Below are 18,377 nucleotides of genomic sequence, written 5' to 3' on the forward strand. Positions count from 1 at the left end.
ATACTCAAGCGGCCAACGAGGGCAGACTGTAAATCTGCTGACTACGTCTTCGCAGGTTCGAATCCTGCTCTCCCCACAACTTTTTTTAAATATTTGTTGAAATTTTGAAATGTGATAAACGGAAGTTTATCAAAAATTGCGGGAGTAGCTCAGTTGGTAGAGCGTCAGCCTTCCAAGCTGAATGTCGCCAGTTCGAACCTGGTCTCCCGCTCTAAAATTCCTGCGAAGGCAGGAGTCTCTTCTTTCATATTTATAACAATCATTTTTTTTGATTGTGTTTTTGAAAGAATAGGAAATAAAAACTTTACGCCGGTGTAGCTCAGGGGTAGAGCGTTTCCTTGGTAAGGAAGAGGTCACGAGTTCAAATCTCGTCATTGGCTCTATTTTGAGTCAAACAAATAGAATACACTAATATTATTATATAACTAAGATTAAAATTATTTAAAAACATGGCAAAGGCAACTTTCGATCGTTCAAAACCACACTTAAATATTGGTACAATTGGACACGTAGATCACGGTAAAACAACTTTAACTGCTGCTATTACTAAAGTATTAGCTGATGCAGGTTATTCGGAAGCGAGATCATTTGATCAAATTGATAACGCACCAGAAGAAAAAGAAAGAGGTATTACAATTAATACTTCACACGTAGAATATCAAACAGCAAATCGTCATTACGCACACGTTGACTGTCCAGGTCACGCCGATTACGTAAAGAACATGGTAACTGGTGCTGCACAGATGGATGGAGCTATTTTAGTAGTTGCTGCAACTGATGGTCCTATGCCTCAAACTCGTGAGCACATCTTATTAGGTCGTCAAGTAGGTATTCCTCGTATCGTTGTTTTCTTAAACAAAGTTGATATGGTTGATGATGAAGAGCTATTAGAATTAGTAGACATGGAAGTTAGAGATTTATTATCTTTCTATGAGTACGATGGTGATAATGGTCCTGTAGTATCAGGTTCTGCTTTAGGTGCACTTAACGGTGAGCAAAAATGGGTTGATACTGTATTAGAATTAATGCAAGCTTGTGATGATTGGATTGAAGAGCCAGTACGTGATATGGATAAGCCTTTCTTAATGCCTATCGAAGATGTATTCTCTATTACTGGTCGTGGTACTGTTGCAACTGGTCGTATAGAGACTGGAGTAGCTAATACTGGAGATCCTGTAGAGATTATTGGTATGGGTGCTGAGAAATTAACATCTACTATTACTGGTATTGAGATGTTCCGTCAAATATTAGATAGAGGTGAAGCTGGTGATAATGCAGGTATCTTATTAAGAGGTATTGAGAAATCTCAAATATCTAGAGGTATGGTTATTACTAAACCAGGTTCAGTAACTCCTCACGCTAAATTTAAAGCTGAGGTTTATATCCTTAAAAAAGAAGAAGGTGGACGTCACACTCCATTCCATAATAACTACCGTCCACAGTTCTACGTACGTACAACTGATGTAACTGGAAACATTGCGCTTCCTGATGGAGTAGAGATGGTTATGCCTGGAGATAACTTAACAATTACTGTAGAGTTAATTCAACCAATTGCAATGAATGTAGGTTTACGTTTCGCTATCCGTGAAGGTGGTAGAACAGTTGGTGCAGGTCAAGTAACAGAGATATTAGACTAATACAGTTTAAATATATATTATAAGCTAAGGTATTCCGTTTTTCGGAATACCTTGACTTATGTTTACGGGTTTAGCTCAGTTGGTAGAGCACTGGTCTCCAAAACCAGGTGTCGGGAGTTCGAGTCTCTCAACCCGTGCAATATAAAGTTGAGTATCATTTCAATTTAGATTAAAAAATAAATAACATGGCTGGAATTGTAAACTATATTAAAGAATCATTCGGAGAACTAAAAAATAATGTAACATGGCCTACCTGGGCTGAGGCGCAAAGTTTAACAGTTTTAGTTGCTGTATTCTCTATTATATTTTCACTCGCTATTTGGGGAGTTGATACAGTTTTTAGTAAAGTTATAGCAGCTTACTTTCAATGGATTAACGGTTAAAAAGGAAATTTATGTCTGAAGTAAGTGAGAAAAAATGGTATGTTGTTCGTGCAGTTAGCGGTCAAGAAAACAAAATAAAAGCCTATATAGAGAGAGAAATTGAACGTTTAGGCTTGCAAGATTATGTTGATCAAGTACTTGTTCCAACAGAGAAAGTGATACAGATTCGTAATGGAAAAAAAATACAAAAGGAAAAAGTGTTTTTTCCTGGATATATAATGGTGCAAGCCAATTTAACAGGTGAAGTTCCTCATATTATTAGATCAGTTACTAATGTTATTGGTTTTTTAGGTGAAACAAAAGGTGGAGATCCTGTACCATTAAGACAATCTGAAGTAAACAGAATGTTAGGTAAAGTTGATGAATTATCAGTAGAAGAAACTGCTAATGTTGCAATTCCATTTACAAAGGGCGAAACTGTAAAAGTAATAGATGGGCCATTTAATGGTTTTGATGGAACGATTGAAAAAATAAATGAAGAAAAGCGTAAACTAGAAGTAATGGTTAAGATTTTTGGAAGAAAAACACCATTAGAATTAAGTTATATGCAAGTTGAAAAAGTATAATAGTGTTACATTAAGATAGATGAGTCTTTCGCTTCCAAAAGAAAGATAACATCAAAAAATTAAATTATTAAAAATGGCAAAAGAATTAGGTAAAGTAGTTAAGTTACAAGTTCGGGGAGGTGCTGCGAATCCATCGCCACCGGTTGGACCCGCTTTAGGAGCTGCAGGTGTTAACATCATGGAGTTCTGTAAGCAATTCAATGCCAGAACCCAAGATAAACCAGGTAAAGTATTACCGGTTGTTATATCTGTTTATAAAGACAAATCATTTGACTTTGTAATTAAAACTCCACCAGCAGCAGTTCAATTATTAGAAGCTGCAAAGGTGAAGAAAGGGTCTGGAGAGCCAAACCGAAAAAAAGTAGCTAAAGTATCTTGGGATCAAGTTAAAACCATCGCAGAAGATAAAATGGTAGATTTAAATGCATTTACTATAGAGTCTGCTATGAAAATGGTTGCTGGTACAGCAAGATCGATGGGTATAACCGTAACAGGGCAATTCCCTTCTTAATCTATTAAAGCATTAAAAAATGGCAAGATTAACAAAAAAGCAAAAAGAGGCTTTAGCAAAAATTGAAAAAGGTAAAGTTTATTCTTTAAACGAAGCTTCTGCTTTAATTAAAGAAATTACCAATACTAAGTTCGACGCATCAGTTGATTTAGCAGTACGTTTAGGAGTTGATCCTCGTAAAGCTAATCAAATGGTTAGAGGTGTGGTTTCATTACCTCACGGAACTGGTAAAGATATGAAAGTATTAGCATTAGTAACACCAGATAAAGAAGCAGAAGCCAAAGAAGCTGGGGCAGATTACGTTGGTTTAGATGAGTACCTTGACAAAATTAAAGGTGGTTGGACAGATGTAGACGTTATCGTTACTATGCCAAGTGTTATGGGTAAATTAGGTCCTTTAGGACGTGTATTAGGTCCTCGTGGTTTAATGCCTAACCCTAAAACAGGTACAGTAACTATGGATGTTGCTAAAGCAGTAAGTGAGGTAAAAGCTGGTAAAATTGACTTTAAAGTTGATAAAACTGGTATTGTACACGCTGCAATTGGTAAAGCATCATTTAGTGCTGATAAAATTGCGGGTAACGCAAATGAATTATTAACAACATTAATGAAACTAAAACCGACAACCGCTAAAGGTGTTTATGTAAAAAGCATATTTATGTCTTCTACAATGAGCCCTAGTATAGCTATTGATCCTAAAATTGGTTAATTAAGTTAAAACTTTCAAATTATGACTAGAGAAGAAAAATCACAAGTAATTGAGGACTTAACTGCAGAATTAGCTAATAATGCAAATATCTATTTAGCAGATATTTCTGGATTAAATGCAGGAACCACTTCTAATTTGCGTCGTGCAGCTTTTAAAGCAAACGTGCAAATGGCAGTTGTTAAGAATACATTACTTGAAAAAGCAATGGAAGCTTCAGATAAAGATTTTGGAGACCTTGCTTCAGTATTAAAAGGAAATACATCTGTGATGTATTCTGAAACAGGTAATGCACCAGCTAAGTTAATTAAAACCTTCCGCAAAAAATCAGAGAAGCCTTTATTAAAAGGAGCATTCATTGAGGAAGCAGTTTACATTGGCGATGATCAATTAGACATGTTAGTTGATATCAAGTCTAAAGAAGAGTTATTAGGAGAGATTGTTGGATTATTACAATCGCCTGCTAAAAACGTTATTTCAGCACTTAAATCAGGTGGTGGAACAATAGCTGGACTTATCAAAACACTATCTGAAAGATCAGAATAGTATTAAATAGTACGCACTTTATTACAATTATATTATTACAAAATTATTAAAACGATAGAAAAATGGCAGATTTAAAAGATTTCGCAGAACAATTAGTTAACCTTACTGTTAAAGAAGTAAATGAGTTAGCAACTATATTAAAAGATGAGTATGGTATCGAGCCTGCTGCTGCTGCTGTAGCAGTTGCTGCTGGAGGTGCTGCTGCTGGTGGAGACGCTGCAGAAGAGCAAACTGAATTTGATGTAATCTTAAAAGCAGCAGGTGGTTCTAAACTAGCTGTTGTAAAATTAGTTAAAGAATTAACTGGTTTAGGATTAAAAGAAGCTAAAGGTTTAGTTGATGATGCACCAAGTGCAATCAAAGAAGGTGTTACTAAAGATGAAGCTGAAGCTTTAAAAGCATCTTTAGAAGAAGCTGGAGCTGAGGTAGAGCTTAAGTAAGCTTAATTACTCAACAATACAAAGGTTTAGGTATATCCCGCTTTTAGCGGGATAACACCTAGACCATTTTGCATATATAATGATATAGCAAAAAAAATTGCAAAACGACACTTAAATATTTAAACATATTTAACTGTAATAACTAGTGTTAAAAGCACTATCACTATTTTTTTAATCAAAATTCCGTCCATTGATGTTATCAACACAAGCTGAAAGATTAAATTTCTCCTCTATTGTAAATAGAACAGAATATCCTGATTTCTTGGATATTCAGATTAAATCCTTCCAGGATTTTTTCCAATTAGAAACTAAATCTGAAGAAAGAGGTGATGAAGGTCTTTATAATACCTTCATGGAAAACTTTCCAATTACAGATTCACGTAATCAATTCGTTTTAGAGTTTTTAGATTACTTCGTAGATCCACCAAGATATGCTATAGAAGAGTGTATTGAAAGAGGACTAACATATAGCGTTCCGTTAAAAGCAAGGTTAAAGTTATATTGTACAGATCCTGAACATGAAGATTTCGAAACCATTGTTCAAGATGTATACTTAGGAACTATACCTTACATGACACCTTCAGGTACATTTTGTATCAACGGTGCAGAACGTGTTGTTGTATCTCAATTACACCGTTCACCAGGCGTTTTCTTTGGTCAATCTTTCCATGCAAATGGTACTAAATTATATTCAGCAAGAGTAATACCTTTTAAAGGTTCTTGGATTGAGTTTGCTACAGACATCAATCAAGTAATGTATGCTTACATTGATAGAAAGAAAAAATTACCTGTTACAACATTGTTTAGAGCTATTGGTTTTGAACGTGATAAAGATATCTTAGAGATTTTTGACTTAGCTGAAGAAGTTAAAGTTTCAAAATCTGGATTAAAAAAATATTTAGGAAGAAAATTAGCTGCTCGTGTATTAAATACATGGCATGAGGATTTTGTTGATGAAGATACAGGAGAAGTTGTATCTATCGAGCGTAATGAAATAGTGCTTGATCGTGATACGATTCTTGATAAAGAAAATATTGAAGAAATTCTTGATGTTGAAGTAAAAACAATTCTTTTACACAAAGAAAGTAATGAACAAGGCGATTACGCTATTATTCATAATACACTTCAAAAAGATCCAACAAATTCTGAAAAAGAGGCTGTTGAACACATCTATAGACAATTGCGTAATGCTGAGCCGCCAGATGAGGAAACAGCACGTGGAATTATAGATAAATTATTCTTTTCAGACCAACGTTACTCTTTAGGAGAAGTAGGTCGTTATAGAATGAATAAAAAATTAGGTCTTGATATTGGAATGGATAAGCAAGTACTTACCAAAGAAGATATTATAACTATCATAAAATACTTAATTGAACTTATCAACTCTAAAGCAGAGATTGATGATATTGATCACTTATCTAACCGTCGTGTACGTACTGTAGGTGAGCAATTATCTTCTCAATTTGGTGTTGGTTTAGCACGTATGGCTCGTACCATTCGTGAGCGAATGAACGTTCGTGATAACGAGGTATTTACACCAATTGATTTAATTAATGCTAAGACGTTATCGTCTGTAATTAATTCTTTCTTTGGTACAAACCAGTTATCTCAATTTATGGATCAAACCAATCCATTAGCTGAGATTACACATAAGCGTCGTTTATCGGCTCTTGGACCAGGAGGTTTATCAAGAGAAAGAGCAGGATTTGAGGTTCGTGATGTTCACTACACTCACTACGGACGTTTATGTCCTATTGAAACGCCAGAGGGACCAAATATTGGTTTAATTTCTTCACTTTCAGTATTTGCTAAAGTGAACTCAATGGGGTTCATTGAAACACCATATAGAAAAGTAACTGATGGTGTTGTAGATATTATAAATGAGCCAACTTATTTAAGTGCTGAAGAAGAAGAAGAAAAATTAATTGCTCAAGCAACTGTTGAAGTTGATGAGAGTGGTAAAATTTTACATGATAAAGTAATTGCACGTATGGAAGGTGACTTCCCTGTAATTGATCCACATGAGCTTCATTATACAGATGTTGCACCAAATCAAATTTCATCTATATCTGCATCTTTAATTCCGTTCTTAGAACATGATGATGCGAATAGAGCCTTAATGGGATCTAACATGATGCGTCAAGCAGTTCCATTATTAAGAGTTGATGCACCAATTGTAGGTACAGGTTTAGAGCGTCAAGTAGCTTCAGATTCTAGAGTATTAATTAATGCTGAAGGAAATGGAGAAGTACTTTATGTAGATGCTAATGAAATTCAAATTAGATATGATCGTACAGAAGACGAAGCTAAAGTGAGTTTTGATTCCGATGTTAAAACATATCAATTAGTAAAATTTAGAAAAACAAACCAAGGAACTTCAATAAACCTTAAACCAATTGTAGTTAAAGGAGATAAAGTATCTAAAGGTCAAGTTTTATGTGAAGGGTATGCTACTCAAAAAGGAGAACTTGCTTTAGGTAGAAATATGAAAGTTGCCTTTATGCCTTGGAAAGGTTATAACTTTGAGGATGCGATTGTAATTTCTGAAAAAGTTGTTCGTGAAGACATATTTACATCTATACATATTGATGAGTATTCATTAGAAGTAAGAGATACAAAATTAGGTAACGAAGAATTAACTAACGATATTCCTAATGTATCTGAAGAGGCAACAAAAGACCTTGACGAACATGGAATGATTCGTGTTGGTGCTGAAGTAAAGCCTGGTGATATATTAATTGGTAAGATCACTCCAAAAGGTGAATCTGATCCAACACCAGAAGAAAAATTATTACGTGCTATCTTTGGAGATAAAGCAGGAGATGTTAAAGATGCTTCTTTAAAAGCTTCGCCTTCATTACATGGTGTAGTAATTGAAAAGAAATTATTCGCAAGAGCGGTAAAAGATAAGCGTAAAAGAGCTCAAGATAAAGATGATATTTTAGCTTTAGAAGCTCAATATGATAGAAAGTTTGATGAATTAAAAGATGTTTTAGTCGAAAAACTATTTGCTATTGTAAATGGTAAAACAGCTCAGGGTATCTTTAATGATTTAGGTGAAGAAGTACTACCAAAAGGTAAAAAATTCACACTTAAAATGTTAAATGCTGTTGATGATTATGCGCATTTGGTGTCTGGAAAATGGACAACTGATGAATATACAAATCAATTAGTAGCAGATTTAATTCATAACTACAAGATCAAAGAAAATGACTTACAAGGTTCTTTACGTCGTGAGAAATTTACAATCTCTGTAGGTGATGAATTACCAGCTGGAATTATCAAATTGGCTAAAGTTTATATCGCTAAGAAACGTAAACTTAAAGTTGGTGATAAAATGGCAGGACGTCATGGTAACAAAGGTATTGTTGCTCGTATTGTTCGTCAAGAAGATATGCCATTCTTAGAAGATGGAACACCTGTTGATATAGTATTAAATCCACTTGGTGTACCGTCTCGTATGAATATTGGTCAAATTTATGAAACAGTACTTGGATGGGCTGGTCAAAAATTAGATCGTAAGTATGCAACACCAATTTTTGATGGTGCAACTATTGATCAAATTAACGAATTTACAGATGAAGCTGGAATTCCAAGATATGGTCATACTTATTTATATGATGGTGGAACAGGAGCACGTTTTGATCAACCTGCAACAGTTGGTGTGATTTACATGCTTAAACTAGGACACATGGTTGACGATAAAATGCACGCACGTTCTATTGGACCTTACTCATTAATTACACAACAACCATTAGGTGGTAAAGCACAATTTGGTGGTCAGCGTTTTGGTGAGATGGAAGTTTGGGCACTTGAGGCTTATGGAGCATCAAGTACTCTACGTGAGATCTTAACTGTAAAATCTGATGATGTTATTGGAAGAGCTAAAACATACGAAAGTATTGTTAAAGGAGAACCAATGCCAGATCCAGGTTTACCAGAATCTTTCAATGTACTTATGCACGAATTGAAAGGTTTAGGTTTAGACATCAGATTAGAGGAGTAGTTAATTAATTAAATTCATTTCAACCATTTATTATGGCAAGAAAACAAGATAAAAATACAGTTAAGAGATTTAATAAAATCTCAATTGGTTTAGCATCACCCGAGTCTATTTTAGCAGAGTCTAGAGGTGAGGTTTTAAAACCAGAAACTATCAATTATCGAACTCACAAACCTGAACGTGATGGTTTGTTCTGTGAGCGTATTTTTGGTCCTGTAAAGGATTATGAGTGTGCTTGTGGTAAATATAAAAGAATTCGCTACAAAGGTATTGTTTGTGACCGTTGTGGTGTAGAAGTAACAGAAAAGAAAGTACGTCGAGATAGAGTAGGACACATTAACTTAGTTGTTCCTGTTGCTCATATCTGGTATTTCCGTTCGTTACCAAATAAAATAGGTTATTTATTAGGCTTACCATCTAAGAAATTAGATATGATTATTTACTACGAACGTTATGTAGTAATTCAACCAGGTAATGCAAAAAATGAAGAAGGCGAACCATTACAAAAAATGGATTTCCTTACTGAAGAAGAATACCTAAATATTTTAGAAGCACTTCCTCAAGATAATCAGTATTTAGATGATGAAGACCCAAATAAATTTTTAGCTAAAATGGGTGCTGAATGTTTAATAGATTTATTAGCAAGAATTGATTTAGAAGCATTATCATACGAATTGCGTCATAAAGCTAATACTGAAACGTCTAAACAACGTAAAACAGAAGCTTTAAAACGTTTACAAGTTGTTGAGTCTTTAAAAGAGTCAAATAACAATCGTGAAAATCGTCCAGAATGGATGATTATGAAAGTTGTGCCAATTATCCCACCAGAATTACGTCCATTAGTGCCGTTAGATGGTGGTCGTTTTGCAACATCAGATTTAAATGATTTATATCGTCGTGTAATTATACGTAACAACCGTCTTAAAAGATTAGTTGAAATTAAGGCACCAGAAGTAATTTTACGTAATGAAAAACGTATGCTTCAGGAATCTGTAGATTCATTATTTGATAATACACGTAAATCATCTGCTGTAAAAACAGATTCAAATAGACCATTAAAATCATTATCAGATTCACTTAAAGGTAAGCAAGGACGTTTCCGTCAAAACTTACTTGGTAAGCGTGTTGATTATTCTGCACGTTCTGTAATTGTTGTTGGTCCAGAATTAAAATTATTTGAATGTGGATTGCCAAAAAATATGGCAGCTGAACTTTATAAGCCTTTTGTAATTAGAAAATTAATTGAAAGAGGTATTGTAAAAACAGTAAAATCTGCAAAGAAAATTATTGATAAAAGAGAGCCTGTTGTTTGGGATATCCTGGAGAATGTTCTTAAAGGGCATCCAGTATTACTAAACCGTGCGCCTACATTACACAGATTGGGTATTCAAGCTTTTCAACCAAAATTAATTGAAGGGAAAGCAATCCAATTACACCCATTAGTATGTACAGCATTTAACGCCGATTTTGATGGTGACCAAATGGCGGTACACTTACCACTTGGACCAGAAGCTATTTTAGAATGTCAATTATTAATGTTGGCTTCTCATAATATCTTAAACCCTGCAAATGGATCACCAGTAACGGTACCATCTCAGGATATGGTACTTGGTTTATATTATATGACTAAGTTGCGTAAGTCTACTCCTGAAGTGCCAATTTTAGGTGAAGGTTTAACTTTTTATTCTCCAGAAGAAGTAGAAATTGCTTTTAATGAGAAAAAAGTAGATTTAAATGCTGGTATTAAAGTTAGAACTATCGATATTAATGAAGATGGTAAACTAGATAGAATGATTGTAGAAACAACTGTTGGTAGAGTATTATTTAACCAACATGTTCCACAAGCAGCTGGGTTTATCAATCAAGTATTAACAAAGAAATCTTTAAGAGATATTATTGGTGAAATTCTTAAGGTAACTTCTGTACCAGAATGTGCCGATTTCTTAGATAGTATTAGAACTTTAGGATTTAAATTTGCATTTCAAGGTGGATTATCATTTAGTTTAGGTGATATTATTATCCCACCAGAGAAGCAAGGAATGATTGATAAAGCCAATACTTTAGTTGACGGTATTACTGGAAACTATAACATGGGGCTTATTACTAATAACGAACGTTATAACCAAGTTATTGATATTTGGACTTCTACCAATGCAGAATTGACTGAATTGTCAATGAAACGTATTAGAGAAGATCAACAAGGATTTAACTCGGTGTTTATGATGCTTGACTCTGGAGCTCGTGGATCTAAAGAACAGATTCGACAGTTAACAGGTATGCGTGGTTTAATGGCAAAACCAAAAAAATCTAACGCAGGTGGTGGAGAAATTATTGAAAATCCAATTCTTTCTAACTTTAAAGAAGGACTTTCAATTTTAGAATACTTTATTTCAACTCACGGTGCACGTAAAGGTCTTGCCGATACTGCACTTAAAACTGCCGATGCTGGTTATTTAACACGTCGTTTAGTGGATGTGTCTCAAGATGTAATTATCAATTCTGAAGATTGTGGTACATTAAGAGGTGTTGAAGTTGAACCATTGAAGAAAAATGACGAGGTAGTTGAAAAATTACAAGAAAGAATCGTTGGTCGTGTATCATTAAATGATGTTTATGATCCATTAACAGATGAGTTATTAGTTTCAGCTGGTCAATTAATTGAAGATGATGTAGCTAAAGCAATTGAAGCGTCTCCTATTGATAGTTTAGAAGTACGTTCGGCTTTAACTTGTGAAGCTTTACAAGGAATTTGTGCAAAATGTTACGGTAGAAATTTAGCTACTGGCAAAATGGTTCAACGTGGAGAAGCTGTTGGTGTAGTTGCTGCACAATCAATTGGTGAGCCTGGAACACAGCTTACATTACGTACATTCCACGTAGGTGGTATTGCAGGAAACATTTCAGAAGATAACAAATTAGCTGTTAAGTTTGATGGTATTGCTGAAATTGAAGATTTAAAAACAGTTAAAGGTCAAGATAGTGAAGGAAATGATATTGATATTGTTATTTCTAGAACATCTGAGCTTAAACTTACAGATAAGAAAACAGGTATTGTTTTAAGTACTAATAATATTCCTTATGGTTCTACCATTAATGTTAAAAATGGTGACAAATTAACCAAAGGAGATGTTGTTTGTACTTGGGATCCATATAACGGTGTTATTATTTCAGAATTTGCTGGTAAAGTGAAGTATGAAAACATCGAACAAGGGGTAACATATCAAGTAGAGATTGATGAGCAAACTGGTTTCCAAGAAAAAGTAATTTCTGAATCTAGAAATAAGAAGCTAATTCCTACACTTCATATTGAAGATTCTAAAGGAGAAACAATACGTTCTTACAACTTACCAGTTGGAGCACACTTAATGATTGATGACGGAGAGAAAATTAAAGTTGGTAAAATTTTAGTTAAAATTCCTCGTAAATCTGCTAAAGCAGGTGATATTACTGGTGGTCTTCCTCGTGTAACAGAGTTGTTTGAAGCACGTAACCCATCTAACCCAGCAGTAGTTAGTGCTATTGACGGTGTGGTATCTTTTGGGAAAATTAAGAGAGGTAACCGTGAGATTATTGTAGAATCTAAATTAGGTGATGTTAAGAAGTACTTAGTGAAATTATCAAATCAAATTCTTGTGCAAGAAAATGATTATGTAAAAGCTGGTATGCCATTATCTGATGGTTCTATTACTCCAAACGATATATTGAACATTAAAGGCCCTTCAGCGGTTCAACAATATTTAGTAAATGAAGTACAAGAAGTATATCGTTTACAAGGTGTGAAAATTAATGATAAGCACTTTGAAGTTGTTGTAAGACAAATGATGCGTAAAGTAAGAATCATTGACTCTGGAGACACCATTTTCTTAGAAGATCAATTAGCTCATAAAGCAGATTTCATTAAAGAAAATGATGATATTTTTGGAATGAAAGTAATTGAAGACGCTGGAGATTCATCAAACCTTAAAGCTGGACAAATTATTTCGGCTCGTGAGTTAAGAGATGAAAATTCTATTTTGAGAAGAGAAGATAAAGCATTGGTAAGTGCAAGAGATGCACAACCTGCAACTGCAACACCAATACTTCAAGGTATTACTAGAGCTTCGCTTCAAACAAAATCGTTTATATCTGCGGCATCTTTCCAAGAGACAACTAAAGTACTTAACGAAGCAGCTGTAGCTGGTAAAGTGGATACTTTAGAAGGCTTAAAAGAAAATGTAATTGTAGGACATAGAATACCTGCAGGTACAGGTATGAGAAGCTATACCGACATTATTGTTGGCTCTAAAGAAGAGTTTGATGAAATGATGCAAGTAAAGCAAGAATTGAATTATAATTAAATTTTATTCCCGCGAAGGCGGGAATCTATAAAACAAAAGCCTTCATGTATTTTATATACTTGAAGGCTTTTTTAATTTTTAAAAATACTATTATGGCTGAAGATAAAGACAAGCAAAAACAAGGGCAAATTAATATTGAACTTGATGAGAAAGTAGCTGAAGGAACTTATTCCAATTTGGCAATTATTAACCATTCAGTTTCTGAATTTGTTGTTGATTTTGTAAATATTATGCCAGGAGTTCCTAAAAATAAGGTGAAATCTAGGATTATTTTAACACCCCAACATGCTAAGCGCTTATTAAAAGCGTTAGGAGAAAATATTACTAGATTTGAAAATGCTCATGGTGAAATTAAAGATTACGAGCAACCTCCAATACCGTTGAATTTTGGACCGACCGGACAAGCTTAATATTCTAGTAGAAAAACTAATTGAAGAGAAATTTAATGGATGCTCGAAATGTTTTATTACGAGCAACCACCAATACCGTTGAATTTTGGACCGACAGGTCAAGCATAAATAATAAAAAGCCTTTGATTCAACATCAAAGGCTTTTTATTTATATGTTATTTAGTTATTTAAATTTTTATTGAATTTGCTATCAATTTTTCAAAAGGATTGACCAAATAAATTAATTAAATTCTGACGTAAAATGAAGTTTAATATTAGGGTACTTCTGTTGTGTCATTTGTAAAGAAAATGGTGAGTCTGCTAAAAACACTAATTGGTTTTGCTTATCTTTTGCTAGAAACCGTTGTTTAACTCTAACAAATTCTTTGTACTCATCAGATTTAGAATTTTCAGGGTCTACCCAACAAGCTTTATGTACATTTAAATTTTCATAGGTACATTTTGCTCCATACTCATGTTCTAATCTATATTGTATAACTTCATATTGTAGAGCACCAACAGTACCAATTACTTTTCGGCCATTTAACTCTAAAGTAAATAACTGTGCTACACCTTCGTCCATAAGTTGGTCAATACCTTTAAAAAGTTGTTTAGATTTTAAAGGGTCGGCATTATTTATATACCTAAAATGTTCTGGAGAAAAACTGGGTACACCTTTATAGTTTAATACTTCTCCTTCAGTTAAAGTATCACCAATTTTAAAGGTACCAGTATCTTGTAAGCCAACAATATCTCCAGGGTAGGAGATGTCTACAATCTCTTTCTTTTCAGCAAAAAAAGCATTTGGACTTGAAAACTTTACTTTTTTATTGTGTCTTACATGTAAGTATTGTGTATTTCTTTTAAACTCACCAGAAACTATTTTTACAAAAGCCAATCTGTTTCTGTGATTTGGGTCCATGTTAGCATGAATTTTAAAAACAAAACCACTAAATTTTTTTTCGTCGGGTTTTACTAAGCGTTCTTCACTTTGTTTGGCTCTTGGTTTAGGTGCTATATCTACAAAACAATCTAAAAGTTCTCTTACTCCAAAATTATTTAAAGCTGAACCAAAAAATACGGGTTGTTGATTACCACTTAAATAGTCTTCTTTATTAAAGTCTGGATAAATACCCTCAACAAGTTCAATTTCTTCTCTTAAAGTATTGGCTGCTTTTTCTCCAATTAATGTATCTAATTCGGGAGATGATAAATCTGATATTTCAACAGTTTCTTCAATATCCTTTCTGCTATCACCACTAAAAAGGTTAATGTTTTTTTCCCAAATATTATAAATACCTTTAAATTCGTAACCCATACCTATAGGAAAACTTAAAGGTGTTACTTTTAATCCTAGTTTTTGCTCAACTTCATCCAATAAATCAAAAGCATCTTTTCCCTCTCTATCCATTTTATTAATAAAAACAATCATAGGGATGTTTCGCATACGGCAAACTTCAACAAGCTTTTCAGTTTGTTCCTCAACACCTTTAGCTACATCAATAACCACAATTACACTATCAACAGCAGTAAGGGTTCTAAAAGTATCTTCTGCAAAATCCTTATGTCCAGGTGTGTCAAGAATATTAATTTTAATTCCGTTATACTCAAACGCTAATACAGAGGTCGCTACCGATATACCACGTTGGCGCTCAATTTCCATAAAATCACTAGTAGCGCCTTTCTTTATTTTATTACTTTTTACAGCACCAGCTTCTTGTATGGCACCACCAAAGAGTAATAACTTTTCTGTTAAAGTCGTTTTACCAGCATCAGGATGCGATATAATTCCAAAGGTACGTCTGCGTTGTATTTCTTTTAAAAAACTCATATTTAGTATTACAAATAGTTTGCAAAGATAATATTATTAAAAGTTTTAATAACCACTTATCGAAAGAAGCTGTCGTTTCAAAGAAGGTAAATCCCTATTGAACGAATATTGCGTTAACAACACGACTATTACTTTAAGTTTGTATAGCATTATATAAGTGACTTATTATAGTTTATAGTGTCAAGATATATGAGAAACTATTTTTTTTCTATTTTTTGAATTTTTAATACTATTTAGCACAGTTTTAAAATGTTATAGAAAAAAAATCGTTTCTCTTTTATTTGGTTTTATCTTAACAAATGTTAATTTAGCCAATATTCAATAATAAAAATTAATTTAATCTCTCAATTTGAATTACTTTTCTCTCAATAAATTAAGAACATTAGAAAAATTTTCTGTTTTAGAAATTGTATCCTACAATTTGTATGTTTCTATGTTAATTAGAAAATATTTTTTTGAGAAACTGTCTTTTTTTAAAATTAAGATTCCTTTAAAACTAATTTATGTTCGTTAACTATACTAATATGAAAATCTTTAACCGATTCTCGTTTAATTCAAGTCTTTTAAAAAAATCAATCCTTTCAATACTTTTCTTCTTTGTTGCAAGCACTTCTTTTGCTCAAATAACAGGTACTTGGTCTCAATCTGGCCCAGGAGGTGAGTGGCAGGCTCAAGCAGGAGCTATATATGTTAGGGTTACATCTACAACAAACTGGTCTATAATAAGAACTGAGACAATGGGTTGTGCAGGTTCATATTCAGATGTAGCTGTAGATAATCATACATCGCTAAGAGTTAGAGCTGCAACACCAAATGTTGGTTCTGTAGTTATTGGTTTTTATGATGGACCATTATCTAATACTTTAGTAAACGTTGGTACTCCAATAATTCATTTAGACAGATTGGGTGGTGCTAATGGTTCAACAGCAAATTCTCCTCTATATACTTTGGCTAATGGAACGTGGCTTGAATTATCAGAAAATGATATTCATTTTGAGTCTACTTCAACAACTGTAAGAAGAAGTAATGGTACAACAACCAATAACGGAGAGTGTGGAGGTCCTACTAGTGGCACAGCGTCCGGAAGTTTAGAATTACAAGGTGGTTATTCTACAATAGTTATAAATACAGAGCAAGCTCCTGGAAGTCCAAATGGTGCAGATCAAATAGAGTGGGTTTTTACAGGAATAAAATACTTTATAGATGCTATAAATGATAATGGAGTAGCTGTAGTAGAAGGTGTAGGAGGTGTAGCAATTGCAAATGTATTAAATAATGATGTGTTAAATGCAAGTGCACCAACTATTGGTGCTGGAGGAGTTGTTTTAACTCAAGTAAGTACAACCAATGCAGGTGTTACCTTAAACACTTCTACAGGTGCAATTAATGTTTCCGCGGGAGTGCCAGCTGGAACATATACTTTAGAATACCAAATTTGTGAAACTGCGAATACTACTAATTGCGATACCGCTATTGTAACTGTAGTTGTATTACCAGATGCTGATGGAGATGGTGTTGATGATGAAACAGATTTAGACGATGACAATGATGGGGTATTAGATTCAGTAGAATGCTTAGAGCCTGGAGCTACAGGGAGTGGGATTACTGGGAGTGTTACGCCAACCAATTGGGATATAGATTCGCCAAGTGGTAGTTCTGGTCCAGTTATATTTAATTCATTTACTTTCAATGGTGAAGTTATTTCAGATTATCAAGTACCTGTCGCATATCAAGAAGGTTTTGTCGCTACTTCGGGGTCGTTTGGTTTAAGCGATATTACAAGAAGAACTTATGGAACCGAAGACTTAGATTATACAACAGCAACTAATTGGAACAGTGATATTTTGCCTACTTTTCAAAGTAGAGATATGAATCTTTACCAAGATTTACAGGTTGATATGGTAAATGATGTTTCTTATTACGAATTACAATTTAGTCCAGCTGTAGTTTCAAAAGATTTAGTATATGCACTAATATTTGAAAAATCTGGTAACAATCAAGTTAGTATTCAAGCTCTAGATTTTCAAAAAAATGCTCTTGGTACGCCTGTAAATGTTAATAATTCAGATTATATTGATACGGGTTCTGACATAATTGCTAATGCAGTTGAAAATTTAGAAATAGCTGTTTTTCCAATTGATAATCTTGCTCCTGTTGGAGAAGAAATACATTGGATTCGCGTATTTGACAGGCATAATGGAGCAGATGCGGCTGATGGGAAAGTTTTCTTAATGGCTGCACCAAACATTTCGTTTAGTTGTATTGATACTGATGGTGATGGGACTCCAGACTATTTAGATTTAGATTCTGATAACGATGGCTGTAGCGATGCTAATGAAGCTTATGCTGATAGTGATGCCGATGGTGGTGATGGAGGTCAATTTGGAACAGGAGATCCGTTAACCCTTGTTGGAGGTGGAGTAAATGCAGATGGTACTGTTGCTGATGCAGCAGCTACTTATCCAGGTATTAATGCTAATGTTACATCGGCTACTCAAGTAATTGTTGATGCAACAGCACTAGTTAATAAAAGTGTACAAGAAGGAAGCGGAACAACGTTTTCTATAACTTCTGCATCTGCAACAAATACAACTACTTTTACAGGGCCAATATCTGCAAGAGTACCAGATTATGGTGCCGGAGCAGATGCTTCTTCTGGGTTAAATTATCAATGGTATATTGGAGATCCAAATTCTGGAGGAACAGCCATTTTACCAGCAGACACAAATTATAGCGGTGAGAATACTTCTACGCTTAATATTTCTAATGTTAATGGTCTAAGCGGAACACAATATTGTTTATTAATTACACATGATGATAATGTTTGTATTAATGAAGTTAGTTGTGCTACATTAACTGTGTTACTTCCAATCAGCGATGATAATGAAACAGTAAGCACAAATGAAGACACTCCAGTAAGCGGAGATTTATTTGCGAACTTAACAGATGGGGATAGTGCGGATCATACAATCACCGGAGCAACAGTAGATACGGATGGTGATGGCAACCCAGACACCTTAGTTTTAGG

Annotated in this window: 12 protein-coding genes and 4 tRNA genes; 15 read left to right on the forward strand and 1 reads right to left on the reverse strand. The window is 34.1% G+C overall.

The genetic code is table 11. The annotated features are described in order from the left end of the window. From Q0842_RS15540 to Q0842_RS15605, 14 genes are all read left to right on the forward strand, one after another. Positions 1 to 76: transfer RNA gene (locus tag Q0842_RS15540), tRNA-Tyr, on the forward strand. Between the two features lie 62 nt (positions 77 to 138). Continuing rightward, positions 139 to 211: transfer RNA gene (locus Q0842_RS15545), tRNA-Gly, on the forward strand. 97 nt (positions 212 to 308) lie between these two features. Beyond that, positions 309 to 380 (forward strand) — tRNA-Thr (locus Q0842_RS15550). Between the two features lie 69 nt (positions 381 to 449). Continuing rightward, complete coding sequence (gene tuf / locus Q0842_RS15555) at positions 450 to 1,637, forward strand: elongation factor Tu (RefSeq protein WP_298500319.1); 1,188 nt, start codon at positions 450 to 452, stop codon at positions 1,635 to 1,637. Between the two features lie 64 nt (positions 1,638 to 1,701). Next, positions 1,702 to 1,774, forward strand: a tRNA-Trp gene (locus Q0842_RS15560). Positions 1,775 to 1,822: 48 nt separating this feature from the next. Further along, positions 1,823 to 2,020 carry a preprotein translocase subunit SecE gene (secE, locus tag Q0842_RS15565; RefSeq protein WP_298346448.1) on the forward strand — a complete coding sequence of 66 codons (198 nt, stop codon included), beginning with the start codon at positions 1,823 to 1,825 and terminating at the stop codon, positions 2,018 to 2,020. A gap of 11 nt (positions 2,021 to 2,031) precedes the next feature. Further along, positions 2,032 to 2,586, forward strand: coding sequence for a transcription termination/antitermination protein NusG (gene nusG / locus Q0842_RS15570; protein ID WP_298500322.1), 555 nt, complete (start codon positions 2,032 to 2,034; stop codon positions 2,584 to 2,586). A gap of 73 nt (positions 2,587 to 2,659) precedes the next feature. Continuing rightward, complete coding sequence (gene rplK / locus Q0842_RS15575) at positions 2,660 to 3,097, forward strand: 50S ribosomal protein L11 (RefSeq protein WP_298500326.1); 438 nt, start codon at positions 2,660 to 2,662, stop codon at positions 3,095 to 3,097. Between the two features lie 19 nt (positions 3,098 to 3,116). After that, positions 3,117 to 3,806 (forward strand): 50S ribosomal protein L1, encoded by a 690-nt coding sequence (rplA, locus tag Q0842_RS15580; RefSeq protein WP_144116614.1) that lies wholly within the window; start codon positions 3,117 to 3,119, stop codon positions 3,804 to 3,806. A 21-nt stretch (positions 3,807 to 3,827) separates the two neighbouring features. Then, positions 3,828 to 4,349, forward strand: a complete 522-nt coding sequence (gene rplJ, locus Q0842_RS15585) for a 50S ribosomal protein L10 (protein WP_298500333.1) — start codon at positions 3,828 to 3,830, stop codon at positions 4,347 to 4,349. A gap of 62 nt (positions 4,350 to 4,411) precedes the next feature. Continuing rightward, complete coding sequence (gene rplL, locus Q0842_RS15590; protein ID WP_298500336.1) at positions 4,412 to 4,789, forward strand: 50S ribosomal protein L7/L12; 378 nt, start codon at positions 4,412 to 4,414, stop codon at positions 4,787 to 4,789. Positions 4,790 to 4,982: 193 nt separating this feature from the next. Beyond that, positions 4,983 to 8,795 (forward strand): DNA-directed RNA polymerase subunit beta, encoded by a 3,813-nt coding sequence (gene rpoB / locus Q0842_RS15595; RefSeq protein ID WP_298500339.1) that lies wholly within the window; start codon positions 4,983 to 4,985, stop codon positions 8,793 to 8,795. A 32-nt stretch (positions 8,796 to 8,827) separates the two neighbouring features. Further along, the gene (gene rpoC, locus Q0842_RS15600) at positions 8,828 to 13,129 is read left to right on the forward strand and encodes a DNA-directed RNA polymerase subunit beta' (RefSeq protein ID WP_298500344.1); all 4,302 of its coding nucleotides are present in this window, start codon (positions 8,828 to 8,830) and stop codon (positions 13,127 to 13,129) included. A 92-nt stretch (positions 13,130 to 13,221) separates the two neighbouring features. Next, positions 13,222 to 13,539: a DUF3467 domain-containing protein gene (locus Q0842_RS15605; RefSeq protein WP_298500352.1), complete on the forward strand. Its 318-nt coding sequence runs from the start codon at positions 13,222 to 13,224 to the stop codon at positions 13,537 to 13,539. 220 nt (positions 13,540 to 13,759) lie between these two features. Here Q0842_RS15605 and Q0842_RS15610 read toward each other — a convergent pair whose 3' ends face one another. Then, positions 13,760 to 15,349: a peptide chain release factor 3 gene (locus Q0842_RS15610; protein WP_298500347.1), complete on the reverse strand. Its 1,590-nt coding sequence runs from the start codon at positions 15,347 to 15,349 to the stop codon at positions 13,760 to 13,762. Positions 15,350 to 15,873: 524 nt separating this feature from the next. Here Q0842_RS15610 and Q0842_RS15615 point away from each other — a divergent pair. Further along, positions 15,874 to 18,377 (forward strand): hypothetical protein (locus Q0842_RS15615; RefSeq protein ID WP_298500349.1); only part of this gene is annotated, 2,504 nt, incomplete at its 3' end.

It is taken from the genome of uncultured Algibacter sp. (assembly GCF_947495675.1).
In the GTDB taxonomy this organism is placed as follows: domain Bacteria; phylum Bacteroidota; class Bacteroidia; order Flavobacteriales; family Flavobacteriaceae; genus Algibacter_B.

Bases quoted from the DNA above. Each gene is read 5' to 3' on its own strand.
- tuf (WP_298500319.1), top strand. From the start codon at position 450: ATGGCAAAGGCAACTTTCGATCGTTCAAAACCACACTTAAATATTGGT.
- secE (WP_298346448.1), top strand. From the start codon at position 1,823: ATGGCTGGAATTGTAAACTATATTAAAGAATCATTCGGAGAACTAAAA.
- nusG (WP_298500322.1), top strand. From the start codon at position 2,032: ATGTCTGAAGTAAGTGAGAAAAAATGGTATGTTGTTCGTGCAGTTAGC.
- rplK (WP_298500326.1), top strand. From the start codon at position 2,660: ATGGCAAAAGAATTAGGTAAAGTAGTTAAGTTACAAGTTCGGGGAGGT.
- rplA (WP_144116614.1), top strand. From the start codon at position 3,117: ATGGCAAGATTAACAAAAAAGCAAAAAGAGGCTTTAGCAAAAATTGAA.
- rplJ (WP_298500333.1), top strand. From the start codon at position 3,828: ATGACTAGAGAAGAAAAATCACAAGTAATTGAGGACTTAACTGCAGAA.
- rplL (WP_298500336.1), top strand. From the start codon at position 4,412: ATGGCAGATTTAAAAGATTTCGCAGAACAATTAGTTAACCTTACTGTT.
- rpoB (WP_298500339.1), top strand. From the start codon at position 4,983: ATGTTATCAACACAAGCTGAAAGATTAAATTTCTCCTCTATTGTAAAT.
- rpoC (WP_298500344.1), top strand. From the start codon at position 8,828: ATGGCAAGAAAACAAGATAAAAATACAGTTAAGAGATTTAATAAAATC.
- Q0842_RS15605 (WP_298500352.1), top strand. From the start codon at position 13,222: ATGGCTGAAGATAAAGACAAGCAAAAACAAGGGCAAATTAATATTGAA.
- Q0842_RS15610 (WP_298500347.1), bottom strand. From the start codon at position 15,349: ATGAGTTTTTTAAAAGAAATACAACGCAGACGTACCTTTGGAATTATA.